Origin of the sequence: Enterococcus sp. ZQ21, from assembly GCF_030053755.1 — a bacterium.
GTDB lineage: Bacteria > Bacillota > Bacilli > Lactobacillales > Enterococcaceae > Enterococcus_B > Enterococcus_B lactis.
This window is the reverse complement of record NZ_CP125658.1, coordinates 210,776-228,479: the sequence shown is the minus strand read 5'-3', so window position 1 is coordinate 228,479 and position 17,704 is coordinate 210,776. Positions and strand designations below refer to the sequence as shown.

Here is a 17,704-nt window from a genome sequence, read left to right as displayed (position 1 = left end):
ACTCCTTCTATCGAATGATTTTTCCAGAGCCGCATGCTAAAAATTGTGCGACTTCTTCTTGACTGAATTGGTTGCAGTCCCCGTGGATCGTATGCTTCAAGGCAGAAGCTGCCGTAGCAAAATCAATGATTTCTTGCGGGGGCATATTGGATAAAATCCCATGGAGCACGCCACTTGCAAAAGCATCTCCGCCACCTACTCGATCCACGATTGGGGTGATTCTATGGACTTGGGATTCCACATATTCATGGTTCATCCACAATGTCCCCTTCAATTCATTTTCACTTGCTGAATGAACGGTACGTTTGGTCGAATAAAACACTTGGATATTCGGGAACTTTTCCTGCATTTTTTGATAATAATAAATTAGAGGTTGTTCTTCTGCTTCTGGCGCTTTCTCGATACCTAACAAATAAAGAGCATCCATTTTTCCAGCTGAACAGATATCTACTAAAGGTAAAAGCTGATGGATTACTTCGCTGGCTTCTTGCTGTGTCCATAATTTCCCGCGATAGTTGATATCGAAGCTGATCAGGCAGCCGGCTTTTTTTGCAGCTTCTATCACTTGTTTCGTCATTTTTTGCCATTTTTTAGACAAAGCTGGGGTGATTCCTGAAACATGAAATATATCTATTCCTTGGAATAACTCCTCTAACGACCATTCCAAATGATCCATTTCAGCAAAGCTTGATCCGGCACGATCATAGATCACTGAGGCGGCGCGTTCGCCACTACCAGTTTCCATATAATAAGTACCTAATCTTGGTCCACCAGATAATACCTGTTTCGTATCTACTCCATAACATTGCAAGTGCTTTTTGACTGCTTTTCCCAATGCGTTATCAGGTACTTTGGTAGCAAAAACCGCGTCATGTCCGTAATTAGCTAAAGAAATTGCTACGTTTGCTTCCCCTCCGCCATAATGGGCTGCGAATCGTTCACTTGAATCGATGCGGGTTCCCTGTTCTGTGGATAATCGCAACATGATTTCTCCGAGTGTCACTACTTTTCCCATAAGCAGTTACCTCTTGATTTCTTTCATTTTTGCTGCATACTGTTGCGCGACTTCCGTTACTTTGTCAAAATCTCCTGTAGCTGCAGGTGCTAAAAGGTTCCCACCTACTCCGACTGTTACGACACCAGCATCGAACCACTCTTTCATATTGTCCAGACTCACACCACCAGTTGGCATGATATTGACTTGAGGCATCGGTGCCTTGAAGGCAGAAATGATACTTGGTCCATAAGCGCTTCCAGGAAATAGTTTGACGATATCTACCCCGCTTTTCAGCGCTGTTTTGATCTCGGTAATCGTCATACATCCTGGTAAGTAAGGAATTTGATACAGATTGCACATCTCTGCCGTTTCTTGATCAAAGGAAGGGCTAACAATATACTCTGCGCCAGCTAAGATAGCCAAGCGAGCTGTGACAGCGTCTAATACTGTACCTGCGCCAATCACTATTTCTGGTTGATCTTTGTAAAATGACAAAAGTTCTTTGATTACTTGATCCGCTTGAGGGACTGTAAAAGTCAACTCAATACCAGTTAGACCACCTTTGATGATTGCGTGGCAAGCATTCAAAGCTTCTTCTTTACTTTTTCCGCGTACCACCGCAATCACTCCGGCGTTTTTCAATCGAGATAAAATATCAATTTTTTTCATCTTCTCCACCTATTTCCTATTTAGAAATTTTATTTTATAACTTGGAAATTTATACCCATATTATACGGCAGAAAAGAAAAAATGCAAACGCTTTTTTCATTATTTTTGAATTCTTTGCTCGATTTCACTTTTTGTTTGCTTGAGGGCACTGATTATTTGTTCTTTTGTCTCATCTGTTAAACGATATTTCGGCATACTTACACTAAATGCACCAATGATTTGTTCATTTTTCACGATTGAGGCTCCTATACAAAAAATATCACGTTCGATTTCTTCATCGTCAAATGCAACGTGGGTTTCTTTTACCGTTTGGATTTCCTTTTTCAAACGCAAGGCATTGGTAATCGTGTACTCCGTGTAAGGGATCAACGGATGTTTTTCAAGATAATCAGTGTACTGCTCTTCACTGAATTCTGCTAATACGGCTTTACCCATCGCAGAATTGTATAATGGTCGGGTGATTCCGATTTTTGAAGACATACGGATCGTTTGATGTTTTGGATCTAGTTTGTTCACATACAAGATTTCATTGTTGTCCAATACCCCTAAGTGGATAGTCTCATCGATCTTTTGCTGCAACTGTTCTAAAAATGGTAAAGTCAGTTCTACCAAATCGATTTGCTCAATGTTTTTATTCGCGTAGCGAATAAGCTTTGCACCTAAACGATAATTTTTCTCTGAATTTTTATTTACGTAGCCAATCATCAGTAAAGTATCTAGTATTTTCAAGACTGTAGAAGAAGTCATTCCCACACCCTTTGCGATCGTCTGCAAAGAGATGTCTGGATTTTCCGCTAAATAGTCTAGTATTTTAGAAGCTTTGATCAATACAGTTCCATAAGGTTTTTTATTTTCCATATAATATTCTCCTATTTCTTTATAAGAAAAATTATAGCGGAAATATCATCAATTTAAAAGAGATAACCGAATACAAACTGCTATTTCTCTTTATAGGCAACTCAAAGTTAAAGATCCGCTTCATTTTTACATCAAGCTTTGATATAAGGCAATAATTTCTTCTACTGTCGTTTCTCTTGGATTTCCTGGTGTACATACATCTCGCAAAGCATCTTCTGCAATTGCTGGGATATCCGCTTCTTTTACACCTAACTCAGAAATGGTCGCTGGGATTCCAACCGCTTTGCTCAATCGATCGATCTCACCGCAAGCTGCATCTCTTACATCTTCTAAAGACATTTCAGCTGCTCCTTTGATTCCTAGTACAAGAGCGATTTCACGGTATTTTTCTCCAGTATATTCTTTGTTATATTTCATGATCGTTGGCAAGAGCGCTGCACACGCTACACCATGTGGGATGTTGTACCATGCACTTAACGGATGAGCCATCCCATGCACCAGTCCTAAACCTACATTTGAGAAGCCCATTCCTGCAATATATTGTCCTAATGCCATTTTTTCTCGCCCATTTTGATCACCCTCTACAGAAGCTTCCAAAGAATGACCAATGATTTCAATTGCTTTCAAATGCAGCATATCAGTCATTTCCCAAGCGCCTTTTGTGATCAACCCTTCGATAGCATGTGTCATAGCATCCATCCCTGTTGACGCAGCCAATTTTTTTGGCATTCCCATCATCATGTCACTGTCGATGAACGCAACGATTGGGATATCATGTGGATCGACACAGACGAATTTCCGGTGATTTGCTTCATCTGTGATGACGTAGTTGATCGTTACCTCAGCTGCTGTCCCAGAAGTCGTTGGTACAGCTAAGATAGGTAAACATGGATTTTTTGTATCAGCCACACCTTCTAAGCTGATGACATCTGAAAACTCTGGATTCGTCAAAATAATCCCAATGGCTTTTGCCGTATCGATTGGCGCCCCCCACCGATTGCGATCAAACAGTCTGCTTCTGCCTCTTTAACAAAAGCTACTCCGTCTTTTACGTTTTGGATCGTTGGGTTAGGTACGATCCCGTCGTATAAAACATAATCGATTCCTGCATTATCCAAAAGCTCTGTTACTTTTGTCGCTATGCCATGTTCGATCAATCCTTTATCAGTAATGACAGCTGCTTTGCTGAATCCTCGCTGCTGAAATTCGGGAACGATTGACTCAATCGCTCCTTTTCCAAAATACGATGTTTCATTTAAAATCATTCGATTACTCATTTTCTATTCCTCCTGATTTGTATTATTTTTCACAATAAAAATGAAAGAACTTCAAGCAACCAGTTGCCCAGTTGCTTGTTGCTACAGTTCAAAGACTGGCGTCAATTCACGGCTGACTGGGGAGGCATCTGGATTTGTTTCCATGATATCTTCCATGTATTTCCACCATTTTTGATTAATCGGTGTATTTGCCATTTTCCCCCATAACTCTTCATCCTCGACCACTAGGTAACCAAATAATAAACTGGTACTCGGATCAAGATAGATCGAATAGTCGATGACCCCATGTTCACGAAGCGCTGTGCGCATCTCTGGCCAAAGTTCATCATGTCTTTTTTTGTATTCTTCTTGTTTTTCTGGGTAAACTTTCATGCAAAAGGCTTTTTTCACCATGTCAGACACCTGCTTTCGTATGAACTTCCTCCAAATAACCTGCTTTCGGAGTAACACCAAACGCATCTGCTAAGCGCCACAAATTCTCATCTGTGATTGTTTGCAAGATTGGTCCTTGCGCTTTGACGTACGTATAGACTTCTGCTGCCTTTTCTGCTGTCTCGATCAAACCAAAGACTTCATCCATGTCTTTTCCTGACCCGTAGATTCCATGTTGCGGCCATAAAACCAATCGAGTTTCTTTCATTTTTTCAGCTGTTGCTTCCCCAATCTCATTTGTTCCTGGAACCATCCACGGAATGATGGAAATCCCTTCTGGAAAAACAACTAAGCATTCCGTGCACATTTGCCACAGCGTACGACTAAAGGAACGTTCGTCTAATTCATGCGTAAAGCTCATCGCTAATAAATGGCTAGCATGGCAATGCATAACGATCCGATTATCTGGGTCTACTTCTAAACGGGCGATATGACTCATAAAATGACTTGGCAACTCGCTTGTAGGAAGGCAGTCATTTTCTAACCCCCACAAAAGCTCTAATGTTTTGCCATCCTCGGCAACTCGAACGATTCCAAGGTTTTCGGCAGGTTCGCTCGCTACATTTTTAAAATATCTTCCTGAACCAGTTACAATAAAATAGCATCCTGCTAAACGGCTGGCATCAAAAATCATCGAGATGCGGCGGGTCACTTTTTCAGGATCCAAGAACGGTGTGATCTCTTCCTCTTTGAGTAAATAAGAAATATTCCCGCCATTTCGTTCATCCCATCCCAAGCGATAAAGATTCGACGTCGTTTCAATCATTTCTTTCACATAAGGCGCTTGTAAAATATCTATTTTTTTCAATATAGCCACACTCCTATTTTCTTAATCCCAACACGTCTTTTTGATATTCTTGGACTTCTTCTAGCCAATCCAAACCAACTGGAACTTGATTTTTGTAACAGAAATAATTCCATACATCGGCATACGGGAAATCTTTCAATTCTTCCGTGTAAGCCATTCTTGAAGTAAAGTCAAAAGCCAGCTCCATTTCTTTCAATCGCTTAACTGGTTCCAGCATAGCTTTCATCAATGCTTTTTGTGTATTTCTCGTACCAATGACCCAAGCAGCGATACGATTGATCGTTGCATCAAAGAAATCCAGACCGATATTCGTTTTTTCCAGTAATTCGTTACGGACTAATTCTTTAGCAATTTCCTGCAATTCATCATCCATCAAAACGACATGATCTGAATCCCAACGAACTGGACGAGAAACGTGCAACATGATTCCTTTGCTGAATAAAGCTAAGGAAGACAATTTATTGGAAATCACTTCTGTTGGATGAAAATGTCCAGCATCTAGACAAACAAGTTTGTCACGAGTCAACCCGTAACCCATATAAAATTCATGGGAACCGACTGTATAAGCTTCAGCGCCTAAACCAAATAGTTTGCTTTCTACTGCATCTTGTACATACCCTTCATCTAGCTCTTCTGTAAAAATTTCATCAAGAGATTCCATCAAACGTTTCCGTGGGGTAAAACGGTCGATTGGATTGTCTTTCATCCCATCAGGTACCCAAAAGTTATTGATACATGTTTGTCCAGTTTCTTTTCCAAAGTATTCTGCGATTTTGCGGCTTCTTTTCCCGTGTTCGATCCAGTATTCACGAACTTCTTTATCTGGGTGAGCTAATGTAAAGCCGTCTTTCATCATTAGATGCGAAAAGAAAGTCGGATTGAAATCAAGACCGATCTCTTCTTTTTTTGCCCACTCTACCCATTTCTCAAAATGCTTCGGCTCAATCTCATTGAGATCGACCGCTTCTTCTGTGTCCAAATAGATAGCATGAAGATTCAACTTATGTTTGCCCGGTATCAACGAATATGCCCTCTCCAAATCTTGTCTAAGCTCTTCGGGTGTCCGTGCAGCTCCTGGGAAATTTCCTGTTGCCATGATTCCACCAGTCAATTCGCCATCCGGTGTCAAGAAACCTTTGACATCGTCTCCTTGCCAGCAATGCATAGAAATTTTGATGTCTTGCATCTTTTCTAGTACAGCATCTGTATCTACACCGATAGTTGCATATCTTTCTTTTGCTTGTTCGTAATTTCTTTCAATCGTGTTCATACGATTACTCCTTTGATTTTATTCACGTACCATTCCATCGTGTTTTGCTTATTTTCATCTGGGTAAAAAGTTTCACATGGAAACGACTGTTTGATTACATTTCTTGCTTGTTCTATATTCGAAAACTGACCTGTACTGAGCATTTGCATGGCTACATTCCCGATTGCTGTGGCTTCACTAGGACCTGCTTCTACAATGATTCCGGCATAATCTGCTGTCAATTGATTCAGTAAGCGATTATTCGATCCGCCCCCTACGATGTGCAGTTTTTCCAATTTCGTTCCAGTCAAGTGTTCTACTTTGATCAGCTCTTGTGCGTAACAAAGAGCAAGATTATCATACACACAACGAGCGAGAGCTCCCGGTGAAACAGGGACTGGCTGCTCTGTTTCAAAACAGTATTGCTGAATCTCTTCTATCATATTTTTAGGATTCAAAAATCGAGGGTCATTGATTTCCATCACTTGTTGCAGTGGCTTTTCTTTTGCAGCAAGTTCTGCCAATTCCGCGTAACTGTATTCGTACTCCTGCATTCGAGCAACTTCCTGGATCAACCACATCCCCATGATATTTTTCAAGAAACGTACCGTATTATGAGCACCCCATTCATTCGTGTAATTCTCAGAAAAAGCGGCGCGAGAAACATTGGCGATCTTTGTTTCCATCCCTAAAAGCGACCATGTCCCACTGCTGATATAGCCCCACTGTTCTCCTTGCCCTGGTGTGCCTAATACAGCTGACGCCGTATCATGACTTGCTACTGTGATAAAGGTCACATCTGGCAAATCATATTTTGAGAATTTTTCTTTTTGCAAATCTCCCAGTATCGTTCCCGGCTCTGTCAATGGAGGAAATAATCCCTTCGAAACACCAACTTTTTCAAGAAGTTCTGTTTCCCACTCTTTTGTCCCTGCATTCAGCAGCTGCATAGTAGACGCATTGGTTTTTTCCGTCACCATATTGCCAGTAAAGACGTAGCCTAAATAATCAGGAATCAATAACAATTTATGTGCTTTTGCCAAATGGTCTTTTTCTTCGACAAACAACTGGAATAAGGTATTGAAAGGCTGGATCTGAATCCCTGTTTGCTCATACAACTTATCTAGAGAATAGCTTTCAGAAAACTGTTTTACTGCTTCATCGGTACGATCGTCCCGATAAGCGATCGGATCATTCAGCCGTTCCCCTTGTTTGTCAATCAAACAGTAATCGACTGCCCATGTATCGATCCCTGCAAAACAGCGATCGATCCCTGTTTTCTTTAATTTTTCAAATCCAATCAAAATCTCTTCGATAAGATAATCGATCTTCCAGCGGTCATGACCGTCTTTTTTCCGAAAGCCGTTCTTGAATCGGTGTACTTCTTCCAAGACTAAAGAACCTTCATCATTTCTCGTACTTTTCATTAGTCGTCCGCTTGACGCACCGATATCGATGGCAACAAATGTCGGATTCATTTCTCCACCTCTTTTACTTTATTGTTGATTAACACTTCCTTAATAAAGCGTTATCATTTATTAACAATGCTATCATATTACATAAACTTATATTTTGCTTCACACTATTTTGGTATATAATTGCATTATCTTGACAAGTTGGGAGTGTTTACATGGATTACTGGGAAAAAGCCAATCACTCATGGTCGGAAGACTCAAAAAGAGTGATCTTGACACCTACGCAAAGAAGTAGGAATTTATTTTTTTATATCCAAGAAATCGGTTACTTTAAAGCGCCGGTCCCTTACTATACTGAACGAGCACATTTACCTTCTTATTTGATAAAATTTACTTTGTCTGGCGAGGGTTTGCTTACATATAAAGATAATCAGCACCAGCTAAAAGCTGGAGACCTCTTTTTTATTGACTGCCAAGAATATCAGCGTTATCAAACGATTAGCGAAGAACCATGGGAAATGGATTGGATCCATTTGAATGGTCAGAGCGTCCAATCATTTTATCAAGAATTCACAAAAGACGGCCATAACACCTTCCATTCGACAGGTGATCCATCAGAAAACAAGATCCATCATCTGATCACAGAATTGATCCACATGCAGCAAGGTGCGAATGCCCGTACCGATTTCCAGTCCTCTGTAGCTATCCACGAGCTGTTGAATGAACTGATTTTGCAGAAGTATCAGCTGGATTTCGAAGAAGAAGATATTCCCCCTTACGTTTATAAGCTTAAGCAATACTTGGACGAACACTTCAAAGAAACGATCACACTTGATCAATTAGAACAGCAATTTTTACTGAATAAATATCAGCTGAGCAAAGATTTTTCCAAATTCATCGGTTCTCCGCCAATCGATTATTTAATCAGCAAAAAACTCTCTTACGCTAAAGACCTTCTTCGGTATACAGAATTTACTATTCGAATGATTTCCGAAGAAATCGGAATCGAGAATTTTGCTTACTTTAGTCGCTTGTTCAAAGCAAAAACTGGATTATCACCGAGAGATTTTCGTAAATTTAGCTGATTCATATAATATGTACGCACTTTTTTTAAAAGATATAGTAGAATAATAAAATAACCGCAGTTTCTGCTTCTATATAAACAACAGCAGCTACTTCGGTTATTTTGGGGTGGTTATTCTCATTGTTCATCTTCAAAATGTTCATAATGAATAAGCTGGTTTTGTGTATCGCGTTTCAAAAATTCTTTAGGCGTTATACCAAACTCTCTCTTGAATGCTTTCAGAAAATGCGGATAAGATGAAAAACCACTTTTACTATATACAGCACTAGAACTACGGTACTCTCGCAACAAGTGCTTGGCATAGATCAGCTTTTTCTTCATTACATACTGATGAAACGTAAATCCAGTGTACTTTTTGAATTCTCGGGTGATATGGTATTTGCTGACAAAAAATTGCTTCTCCATTTCCTCTAAAGAAAGCGGATGAGATAAATTTTTTGAGATATATTGTAACATTTGTTCCACACGCTCATTTGGAACTACAGCATTCTGTTCTTGCGCACTCTCTTCTTTTTGTACTACTTGATTGAGAAAAATCAAGTATTCTACCAGAGCTTGTTCATATTTTATGTCTTCACCGTAAATTTTTTTATCAGGAGGGTGGTCGATAAATGATAATTTTTGCTTCAATACTTCCTGTTCGACTTGCAATACACGACTCCTTTTCTCTCCCATTGGTTGAAAACAAGCCGATAGATTAGACCATGGCGTGGAACGACTTCCCAGAAAAGAAGGGGTAACAAAGATATAGACACGCTCGAATACATCTGAAGACTGGCGGACGATACGATGCAAATCGTTGGAATGGATGAGCAGCACACTTCCTGCTTTGATCGTAAATTGCCGTCCGTTCAAATAAAAAGTCGCTTCGCCCTTTAATGTAGCATGGATTTCATAGAAATCATGGTGATGGTAGATTGTTTTATTTTGGCTAACGACATCTTTGACATGATAGATTTCATACTGATCAGAAACCATCGTATTGACTTGCTCACCGCTTATTTTCTTTTGAAGCATGTGCTGCACCTCCTTTGTTCAGTTGTGCACAATTATATTATATCACGTTTTTTGCAATCAAAAAGAGATGCTTTTATATACTCTTATAAAAAAGAAGAGACGTGACATCTTCTAGCCCCGCCCCCTCCATTCTAAATATTAGTTAATCAATGTCTTCTTTACATTATTCAAGAAGACTTCTTCCATAACGAATCCCATCATCTTTTGTTTCTTCAAGAACCACATACAGATACGGACGGTTCTTCTTGATGATTTCTTTGATTTTTGTGTACTCGATCACACCGTCTCCCAAATTTACCGGCACGATTTTTTCCTGTTCGACACGAAAATCTTTCAAATGAACCGCACATATCTTTTTACCAAAACGCTCAAAAGCTTCTTCTACCAATTGGACTTGTCCTTGATAATCAGTACTTGTAATCAAATTTGTCGGATCTAAAATGATTCCTAGATAGTCCGAATCCACTGCTTGGATCAGCTGCTCTACTCTTTCTAAAGAATACACCGGATGATTCAAACCTGGTTCTATCCCCACCATCATTTGGTATTTTTCTCCAGCTTTTACCAAGCGACGGATAACGGACACTGCTTCAGCAAATGCTTCATCTGTGAAATTTTCTTCCGTATATTGGATTTCCGGCAAAACACATCCCGTTTCCGAAGCAACCATTGACGCACCAAGGGAAGAAGCATAGCGAAGATACTGCTCGAACTTTGTCAGCAACTCTTCTCGTATCGTTAAATCTGGATGAATCATATTGATATAGCAACTTAAAATTCCTACGGACACTTCTTGCTTTTCTAAGACACGTTTGACATAATTTCCCATCCCAGAATTGATTTCGTTTGCGCCAGAAGACATTTCAGGAAACGAAAGACCTAAGGCGAGCTGCAGTGTATGGATCCCTTGTTCTTTTGTTTTTTCTGCAAGATCTTCTATCGTTTGGACTTGGGAAAGATCATGTCCTCTAATTGTAATGTTCAACATAATTATTCTCCTAACTCAGCATATTGGGTAGCCACATGACGATTTGCGGGAAATAGGTAATCAAAAACAAGACGACTAGGATAATCCCATAAAACGGAAGAAGTGGTTTCAGCATGGCTTCTGCTTTTACGCCTCCTACACTTGCACCGACATATAACCCTGTACCTACAGGAGGTGTAATTGAGCCTACACACAGATTCATGATTGAAAACAATCCATAATGTACAGGATCAACCCCTACACTTGTGACGATCGGTAAAAATATTGGTGTAAAAATCAAAATAGCAGGCGCTACATCCATAAACATACCCACAAGTAATAACACAAGATTGACTAATAACAGAATCACTAGCTTATTATCCGTTACCCCCATAATCAACGAACTAATTGCCTGAGGAATACCGGTAAACGCCATGGCGAAAGACATCATGGAAGAAGTAGCTAATAAGAACATGATCGTCCCTGACATTGCTACTGATTGAAACAACATATTAGGTATATCTTTTAGTTTTACCGTTTTATAGTAAAACATAGCAATCAACAGGGAGTAAATGACAGCTATCGCTGAAGCTTCTACTGCTGTAAATATCCCCGTCAAGATACCACCGATAATGATGACAATCAATAGAAGGCTAGGAATCGCCTCTTTTATTATTTTTCCAGCATGAGCCATCTGTCCTTTTTCGACAACAGGGTATTTATTCTTTTTAGCAACGATGAATGCTACTAGCATGATTCCTAGTGCCCACAAAGCCCCTACGAGATACCCTCCCATAAATAAAGCCGAAATCGAAGCACCACCAGCAACAAGTGAATACATGATAAAAGCAGTACTTGGAGGAATGACCATACCTGTCGGAGCTGACGCGATATTGACCGCTGTTGCAAACTTCCGGTCATATCCTTCTTCCACTTGCTGAGGGATCAAGACTCCGCCAATCGCGGTAGAAGCGGCAATGGCTGAACTAGAGATGGAACCAAATAAAGCATTCCCTAACACATTCGTATGAGCTAAAGCCCCCGGTACGCGTCCGACGAACAACAACGCAAAATCCACTAGTTTCTTGGCTATCCCTCCATTATTCATGATAATACCTGAAAGAACGAAAAACGGAATAGCGATGAGCGAAAAACTGTTGATGCTTCCCACCATTTTTTGAGCTGAACTAAAAGCAGAAACATCAAACGGTATAACTAACAATAAAGTCATCATTGATGAGAACGCAATACTTATAGCAATCGGCATCCCTAATACAAGCAACACGACAAATACAAAAAATAACACTAATCCGGCTTCTATTGCCATTTTATTCCTCCATTTTTATATTTTTTCTTGAATTGCTGGCTTGTTGCTTAATGTATCGATTAGATTGATCAGACTATAGATAATGATGAGTATCCCTGAGACAGGTACTGACAAATAGACGTACCCCATCGGAATGCTTAAAGAAGGCGAGATCTGCCCCATTGTCAACGTGACAGCATTCCATCCGCCATACACCATGATCATCGCAGCAAATACCAGAAACAAACTTTGAACAACGACTTCTAAAATTTTACTTTTTTTACCAGATAATTTTTCACTTAAAACCGTTACGGCTAGATGTGCTTTTTGTCCCACAACATACGCGGAAGACAACATGGCAAACCAGACAAGTCCGAATCGAACAAGCTCTTCTGTCACCGTATTCGGATTTCCTAAAACCGTTCTGGAAAATACTTGCCATAAAACGACAGCGACCATCCCAACAAGCAAAACAGCTCCTAGGATCTCTAACACCTTATTTAAAATCATTTTCATCACAGCTACGCTCCTTGCTCTTGGATCTTTTGATAAAGGTCTTTGTAGGCAGGATCATTTTTGAATGTATCATGAAGCGGTGCGACTGCCTCTCGAAACGGTGTATTATCTACATCATTGAATTGAACTCCATGTTCTTCTTGTGCTAAAGCTTTTTCTTCTTCAATTGCTCTGGCAAAAGCTTCGATTTCAAAAACCGTCGATTCTTTTGCTGCTTCTTCAATCGCTTTTTCCTGTTCAGCAGTTAGCTGTTCTTTGATAGCATCATTCATGATGATGATATCGGGCACACGTGTATGCTCATCATAAGAATAGTATTTAGCTACCCCGCCATGTCCAGCTGTATACAAGACAAACTCATTGTTTTCTGATCCGTTGATCAAATTGGATTGAAGAGAAGTGTATACCTCATCACTTCCCATGGGGACTGGCGAACCGCCTAAAAGCTCGACCATTTTAATAGCTGTTTCGCTTTGCATCACACGGATTTTCTTTCCCTTCAAATCTTCCGGTGTATGGATTGGACCGTCTACCATATAAAAACTGCGTTGACCAGAATCATAATAGGTCAATCCGGTAAACCCTAAATCTTTGGTTGATTGGTAGATTGGTTCCATTATTTCTTCGTTATCCATCACCTTAAAGAAATGTTCTTCATCATTGAATAGATAAGGGACTGAAAAAATCGAATAATCTTTAGAAAAACTTTCCAATGCTGAGGCACTTACTTTTGTGAAATCTACTGCTCCTGACTGTGTCAACTCGATTAGTTCCCGTTCTCCACCCAGTTGTCCATCTGGAAAATACTGGATCTGTACGGAACCGTCTGTTTTTTCTTTTACTAAACGCCCAAATTCATTCATTGCATCAATTACCGGCTGGCTGTTGCTTGCATAAGCAAAGCGCAAGGTAACTGTCTCATTTACGTCTGCATCTGCGACAGTTGCCACACTAGAATTATTTCCGCAGCCGCTTAGACCTAGCAGACCTAGGCTAAGCGAACTTGCTGCAAACAGCAGTGATGTTTTTTTCATATGGGTTTCCTTTCTTTTAACAATAAGAGACGAGCAATTCTGTCAAACAAAGCACCGTTAACGACTGTCCATAAGGCATTGCTGTGATTCCGATACTCCGATAAAAATCTAAACTATCCCCCATTCCTGTCCCGATTGAAACGTTTTGGACTTCTCCTTTTTCATCGATTTGTTCAAGCAATCCTTGGATAGCACGATAAGCGACTTCTTTATATTCTTGCGGCAAATAACGTTTATGGACCGCTTTCAAAATACCGTAAGCAAATCCTGCAGTTGCAGAAGATTCCACATAAGAAGAAGGATCATCTAACAACGTATGCCATAAACCGCTTTCAGATTGATAAGTTTTTAATGCGCGCACTTGTGCTTCAAGTGTTTCAATCAACAATTTGCGCAATGCATCTTCTTTCGATAGTTCTAAGATCTCGATGATTTCTGGAATAGCAATCGTCAACCAGCAGTTTCCACGAGCCCAAAATGCTTCGGCGTAGTTATGATTTCCTTCAAACGTCCAGCCGTGATACCACAACCCTGTCCGTTTATCCATCAAGTATTTGATGTGGATCATAAACTGGTAACGTGCTTCTTCTAAATATTCTGGGCGATTCAACAGTTTCCCGATTTTTGCCAAAGGAAGCACTGTCATCATCAATGTATCATCCCACAGCTGATTCTTATTTTCCGGTCCATATGTGGCATGTTGCAACCCCTCTTCATTTGTCCGAGGCATGTCATTCATGACCCATTCTGCCCATTGTTCTAAATAAGGCAAATAGCGTGAATCTTTCGTGTCTTCATACAAGTAAGCCATCGTCAACAACGGGGCCATCGTATTGACGTTTTTTGGCGGAGCGCCTTCTTCCATCCGATCTTCAAACCATTCATTGACTACTTGATAAGCGCGAGGATTTTTTGTCATCTGGTAATTTTTATAAATACCGTATAATCCGACACCTTGTGGCCAATTCCATACTGTCCAGCTTTTGTCATCTACTTTCAATCCATCAAAGTCCAATAAAAATTCACCGTTATCGTCTTTGATCGTTGTCAGGTTTTCAACGAGCAGGTCAATTTTTTCTTTCACTAATTCTTTAGGTACAAAAATCTCTTCTTTAATAATCATCTTTATGCCACCTTTTTAAACGCTTTCATTTTTATATCCTTAATATAGCAGTAATACCGTTCACTATAAATATCGCTTTTTGAACAAAAACTGTCTAAAATTGACCTAAACGTTAAATAACAAAAGTAACTTTCAAATACTTAGAAAACAAAAAAAGAACTTGGAGAAACAACGTTTTCCAAGTTCTTTTTCATCTATTTTTTTATCTCTTTTCTATGCTTTCTTTTGCTTATCCATTGTAAGCATCAATGATGATTTGTTTCAATTCAGAGATCAATGGTTCTTTCGGATTAGCTGTCGTACATTGGTCTTCGTAAGCTAATTCAGCCATACGGTCTACGGTAGTATCTAGTGTTTCTTGTGTGACTCCTTGAGCTTTTAGACTCATGTTGATGCCGACAGATTTTCCTAATTCATAAACAGCAGTTGCTAAAGCTTCGACTAATTCCTCTGTTGTTTCGCCTTTCAGACCTAAGAATTTTGCAATATCTGCGTAATCTGTATCTGCACGGAAATAGTCATATTTAGGGAACATCGCATGTTTTTGTGGATCTTTTGCATTGTAGCGGATAATATGCGGTAAAAGAATCGCATTTGTCCGCCCATGAGGGATCCCGTATTCCCCGCCGATTTTATGTGCGACTGAGTGACAAATACCTAGGAATGCGTTAGCAAACGCCATACCAGCCATTGTAGAAGCGTTGTGCATTTTTTCACGTGATTCCATATCAGGTGTTTTCACTGATTTTTCTAAATAGTCAAAGACTAATTTGATCGCTTGCAGACTCAATCCGCGTGTATAGTCTGAAGCCATGACTGAAACATAAGATTCAATTGCATGCGTCAACACATCCATTCCTGTATCTGCTGTGACAGATGCTGGAACTGACATAACGAATTGAGGATCGACGATTGCGACATCCGGTGTCAATGCATAATCTGCCAACGGATATTTCACATGTGTTTCACTGTCAGTGATGACCGCAAATGGTGTTACTTCAGAACCAGTCCCTGATGTTGTCGGGATACATACGAATTGTGTCTTTTCTGGTTTATCGATCTTGTATGTCCGTTTACGGATATCCAAGAATTTTTGTTTTGCACCGAAGAAAGATGTGTCTGGGTGTTCATAGAACATCCACATTCCCTTAGCCGCGTCCATTGCAGAACCGCCTCCAAGAGCGATCACTGTATCTGGCTTGAAGTCTGCCATCAATTTCGTTCCTGCGTATACGGTATTTGTTGATGGGTTCGGTTCAACCTCTGAGAAGACTTCGATCTTCACATCATTTTTGCGTCGTGCCAATACTTCACGAACTGTATCGCAGTAACCGAATTGGACCATACCTGGGTCACAAACGATCATGACACGTTCAACATTTTCCATTTTCTCTAAGTACAATAGAGAATTCTTTTCAAAGAAGATTTTTGGCGGTAATTTGAACCATTGCATGTTATTTCTCCGTTTCGCTACAGTTTTGACATTGATTAAGTTTACAGCAGAGACGTTACGAGAAACAGAGTTCTTACCATAAGAACCGCATCCCAAAGTCAATGACGGAATCATTTCGTTATAGATATCACCGATGCCGCCTTCTGCAGATGGTGTATTCACTAAAATACGACAAGCTTTCATTCGAAGACCGAATTTGACATGCAACTCTTCGTTTTCTGAATGGATAACTGCTGTATGTCCTAATCCTCCAAGATTCAACATACCTTCACACAAATCGAACGCATGGTCCGTGTTGTTAGTTTTGATCATGGCAAGAACTGGAGAAAGTTTTTCTCTTGATAGCGGATAATCTGGTCCTACGCCTTCCAATTCAGCAATCAGCATTTTCGTTCCTTTTGGTACACTGATTCCTGCCAATTTAGCGATTTCCATCGCAGAATGTCCAACGATTGATGGATTGACCGCATATTTTCCTTCGTTCATCACTGCATCTTCCAATTTTTGCAATTCATCTGGTTTTACGATATAAACTTGGTGTGCTTGGAATTCCGCTTTTACTGCTGCGTAGATTTCTTTGTCCACGATCACAGCTTGTTCAGAAGCACAGATCATCCCATTATCAAATGTTTTCGAAACGATCAAATCGTTCACTGCACGTTTAATTTTTGCTGTTTTTTCAATATAAGCTGGTACGTTACCTGGACCTACACCTAAAGCTGGTTTTCCTGTAGAGTAAGCAGACTTGACCATTCCAGCTCCACCTGTCGCTAAGACGATCGCGATACCTGGATGGTTCATTAGCATAGAAGTCGCTTCGATCGATGGATGTTCGATCCATTGGATACAATTTTCAGGAGCTCCGGCAGCGATAGCAGCATCACGTACCACTCGTGCTGCTTCTGCAGAAGATTTTTGGGCACTTGGATGGAAAGCAAAAACGATTGGATTTCTTGTTTTCAACGCGATCATTGATTTGAAAATCGTTGTGGAAGTCGGATTCGTTGTTGGAGTTACTCCGCAAACCACACCGACTGGTTCAGCAATTTCAATCAATCCCTTTTGGACATCTTCATTGATTACACCAACTGTTTTATCATGTTTGATATTATGCCAAATATATTCGGACGCATACATATTTTTGATTGCTTTATCTTCGTAAACACCGCGACCTGTTTCTTCCACAGCCATTTTTGCTAATGGCATATGTTGATCTAAAGCTGCCATTGCCATTTCATGCACGATATGGTCCACTTTTTCTTGATCAAAGCTTTCCATTTCTTTCAATGCTACATTTGCTTTTTCTGCCAAACCATCAATCATTGCTTGTACGTCAATTGTCTTCGTTTTTTCTTTTTCCATTACTTTAGCCATCATTATCCTCCTAATGGGTCATGGTTATTTGTTAAATTATTCACATGTATATCATACAATATCTGTTTTTCTATGTAAACACTTTTTTGTGATTTTTTTCACAGTTATTTTTAAATATAAAATCC

The 17,704-nt window shown here is 40.0% G+C and carries 15 protein-coding genes and 1 pseudogene; 1 reads left to right on the top strand and 15 read right to left on the bottom strand.

Annotated features, from left to right (window positions below; genetic code table 11):
- Positions 1 to 7 precede the first annotated feature (7 nt).
- The 8 genes and pseudogenes from QK255_RS01095 to rhaB form a co-directional block, all read right to left on the bottom strand.
- Entirely contained in the window at positions 8 to 1,015 is a 1,008-nt protein-coding gene (locus QK255_RS01095) for a sugar kinase (RefSeq protein ID WP_002293371.1), read from the bottom strand.
- Positions 1,016 to 1,021: 6 nt separating this feature from the next.
- Entirely contained in the window at positions 1,022 to 1,666 is a 645-nt protein-coding gene (locus tag QK255_RS01090; protein ID WP_002288242.1) for a bifunctional 4-hydroxy-2-oxoglutarate aldolase/2-dehydro-3-deoxy-phosphogluconate aldolase, read from the bottom strand.
- A 99-nt stretch (positions 1,667 to 1,765) separates the two neighbouring features.
- A complete protein-coding gene (locus QK255_RS01085; protein WP_002293373.1) occupies positions 1,766 to 2,524 on the bottom strand; it encodes an IclR family transcriptional regulator in 759 nt (252 codons plus the stop codon).
- Positions 2,525 to 2,650: 126 nt separating this feature from the next.
- Positions 2,651 to 3,801: pseudogene (gene fucO, locus QK255_RS01080) on the bottom strand (lactaldehyde reductase).
- 81 nt (positions 3,802 to 3,882) lie between these two features.
- Positions 3,883 to 4,194 (bottom strand): L-rhamnose mutarotase, encoded by a 312-nt coding sequence (gene rhaM, locus QK255_RS01075; protein ID WP_002293379.1) that lies wholly within the window; start codon positions 4,192 to 4,194, stop codon positions 3,883 to 3,885.
- Between the two features lies 1 nt (position 4,195).
- Positions 4,196 to 5,041, bottom strand: a complete 846-nt coding sequence (rhaD, locus tag QK255_RS01070; RefSeq protein ID WP_002293380.1) for a rhamnulose-1-phosphate aldolase — start codon at positions 5,039 to 5,041, stop codon at positions 4,196 to 4,198.
- 13 nt (positions 5,042 to 5,054) lie between these two features.
- A complete protein-coding gene (rhaA, locus tag QK255_RS01065) occupies positions 5,055 to 6,311 on the bottom strand; it encodes an L-rhamnose isomerase (protein WP_002293382.1) in 1,257 nt (418 codons plus the stop codon).
- On the bottom strand, positions 6,308 to 7,768 hold the full coding sequence (gene rhaB, locus QK255_RS01060; protein WP_002336141.1) for a rhamnulokinase: 1,461 nt from the start codon (positions 7,766 to 7,768) through the stop codon (positions 6,308 to 6,310). Before rhaB ends, rhaA begins: the two co-directional genes overlap by 4 nt.
- Positions 7,769 to 7,920: 152 nt before the next feature.
- On the opposite strand from rhaB, the gene QK255_RS01055 reads away from it, so the two are divergent.
- Positions 7,921 to 8,790, top strand: coding sequence for a helix-turn-helix domain-containing protein (locus QK255_RS01055; RefSeq protein ID WP_002293387.1), 870 nt, complete (start codon positions 7,921 to 7,923; stop codon positions 8,788 to 8,790).
- A 116-nt stretch (positions 8,791 to 8,906) separates the two neighbouring features.
- On the opposite strand, the gene QK255_RS01050 is transcribed toward QK255_RS01055, so the two are convergent.
- The 7 genes from QK255_RS01050 to adhE form a co-directional block, all read right to left on the bottom strand.
- Complete coding sequence (locus tag QK255_RS01050) at positions 8,907 to 9,806, bottom strand: AraC family transcriptional regulator (protein WP_002293388.1); 900 nt, start codon at positions 9,804 to 9,806, stop codon at positions 8,907 to 8,909.
- 163 nt (positions 9,807 to 9,969) lie between these two features.
- Positions 9,970 to 10,794 (bottom strand): sugar phosphate isomerase/epimerase family protein, encoded by an 825-nt coding sequence (locus QK255_RS01045; RefSeq protein WP_002293390.1) that lies wholly within the window; start codon positions 10,792 to 10,794, stop codon positions 9,970 to 9,972.
- A 10-nt stretch (positions 10,795 to 10,804) separates the two neighbouring features.
- Complete coding sequence (locus QK255_RS01040; RefSeq protein WP_002293391.1) at positions 10,805 to 12,100, bottom strand: TRAP transporter large permease; 1,296 nt, start codon at positions 12,098 to 12,100, stop codon at positions 10,805 to 10,807.
- A 15-nt stretch (positions 12,101 to 12,115) separates the two neighbouring features.
- Complete coding sequence (locus tag QK255_RS01035) at positions 12,116 to 12,595, bottom strand: TRAP transporter small permease (protein WP_002293392.1); 480 nt, start codon at positions 12,593 to 12,595, stop codon at positions 12,116 to 12,118.
- A 5-nt stretch (positions 12,596 to 12,600) separates the two neighbouring features.
- Positions 12,601 to 13,629 (bottom strand): TRAP transporter substrate-binding protein, encoded by a 1,029-nt coding sequence (locus QK255_RS01030; RefSeq protein WP_002293394.1) that lies wholly within the window; start codon positions 13,627 to 13,629, stop codon positions 12,601 to 12,603.
- A gap of 16 nt (positions 13,630 to 13,645) precedes the next feature.
- Positions 13,646 to 14,752, bottom strand: coding sequence for a beta-galactosidase BglB (bglB, locus tag QK255_RS01025; protein WP_002293396.1), 1,107 nt, complete (start codon positions 14,750 to 14,752; stop codon positions 13,646 to 13,648).
- Positions 14,753 to 14,981: 229 nt separating this feature from the next.
- Positions 14,982 to 17,579: a bifunctional acetaldehyde-CoA/alcohol dehydrogenase gene (gene adhE, locus QK255_RS01020; protein WP_002336143.1), complete on the bottom strand. Its 2,598-nt coding sequence runs from the start codon at positions 17,577 to 17,579 to the stop codon at positions 14,982 to 14,984.
- Positions 17,580 to 17,704: the final 125 nt, after the last annotated feature.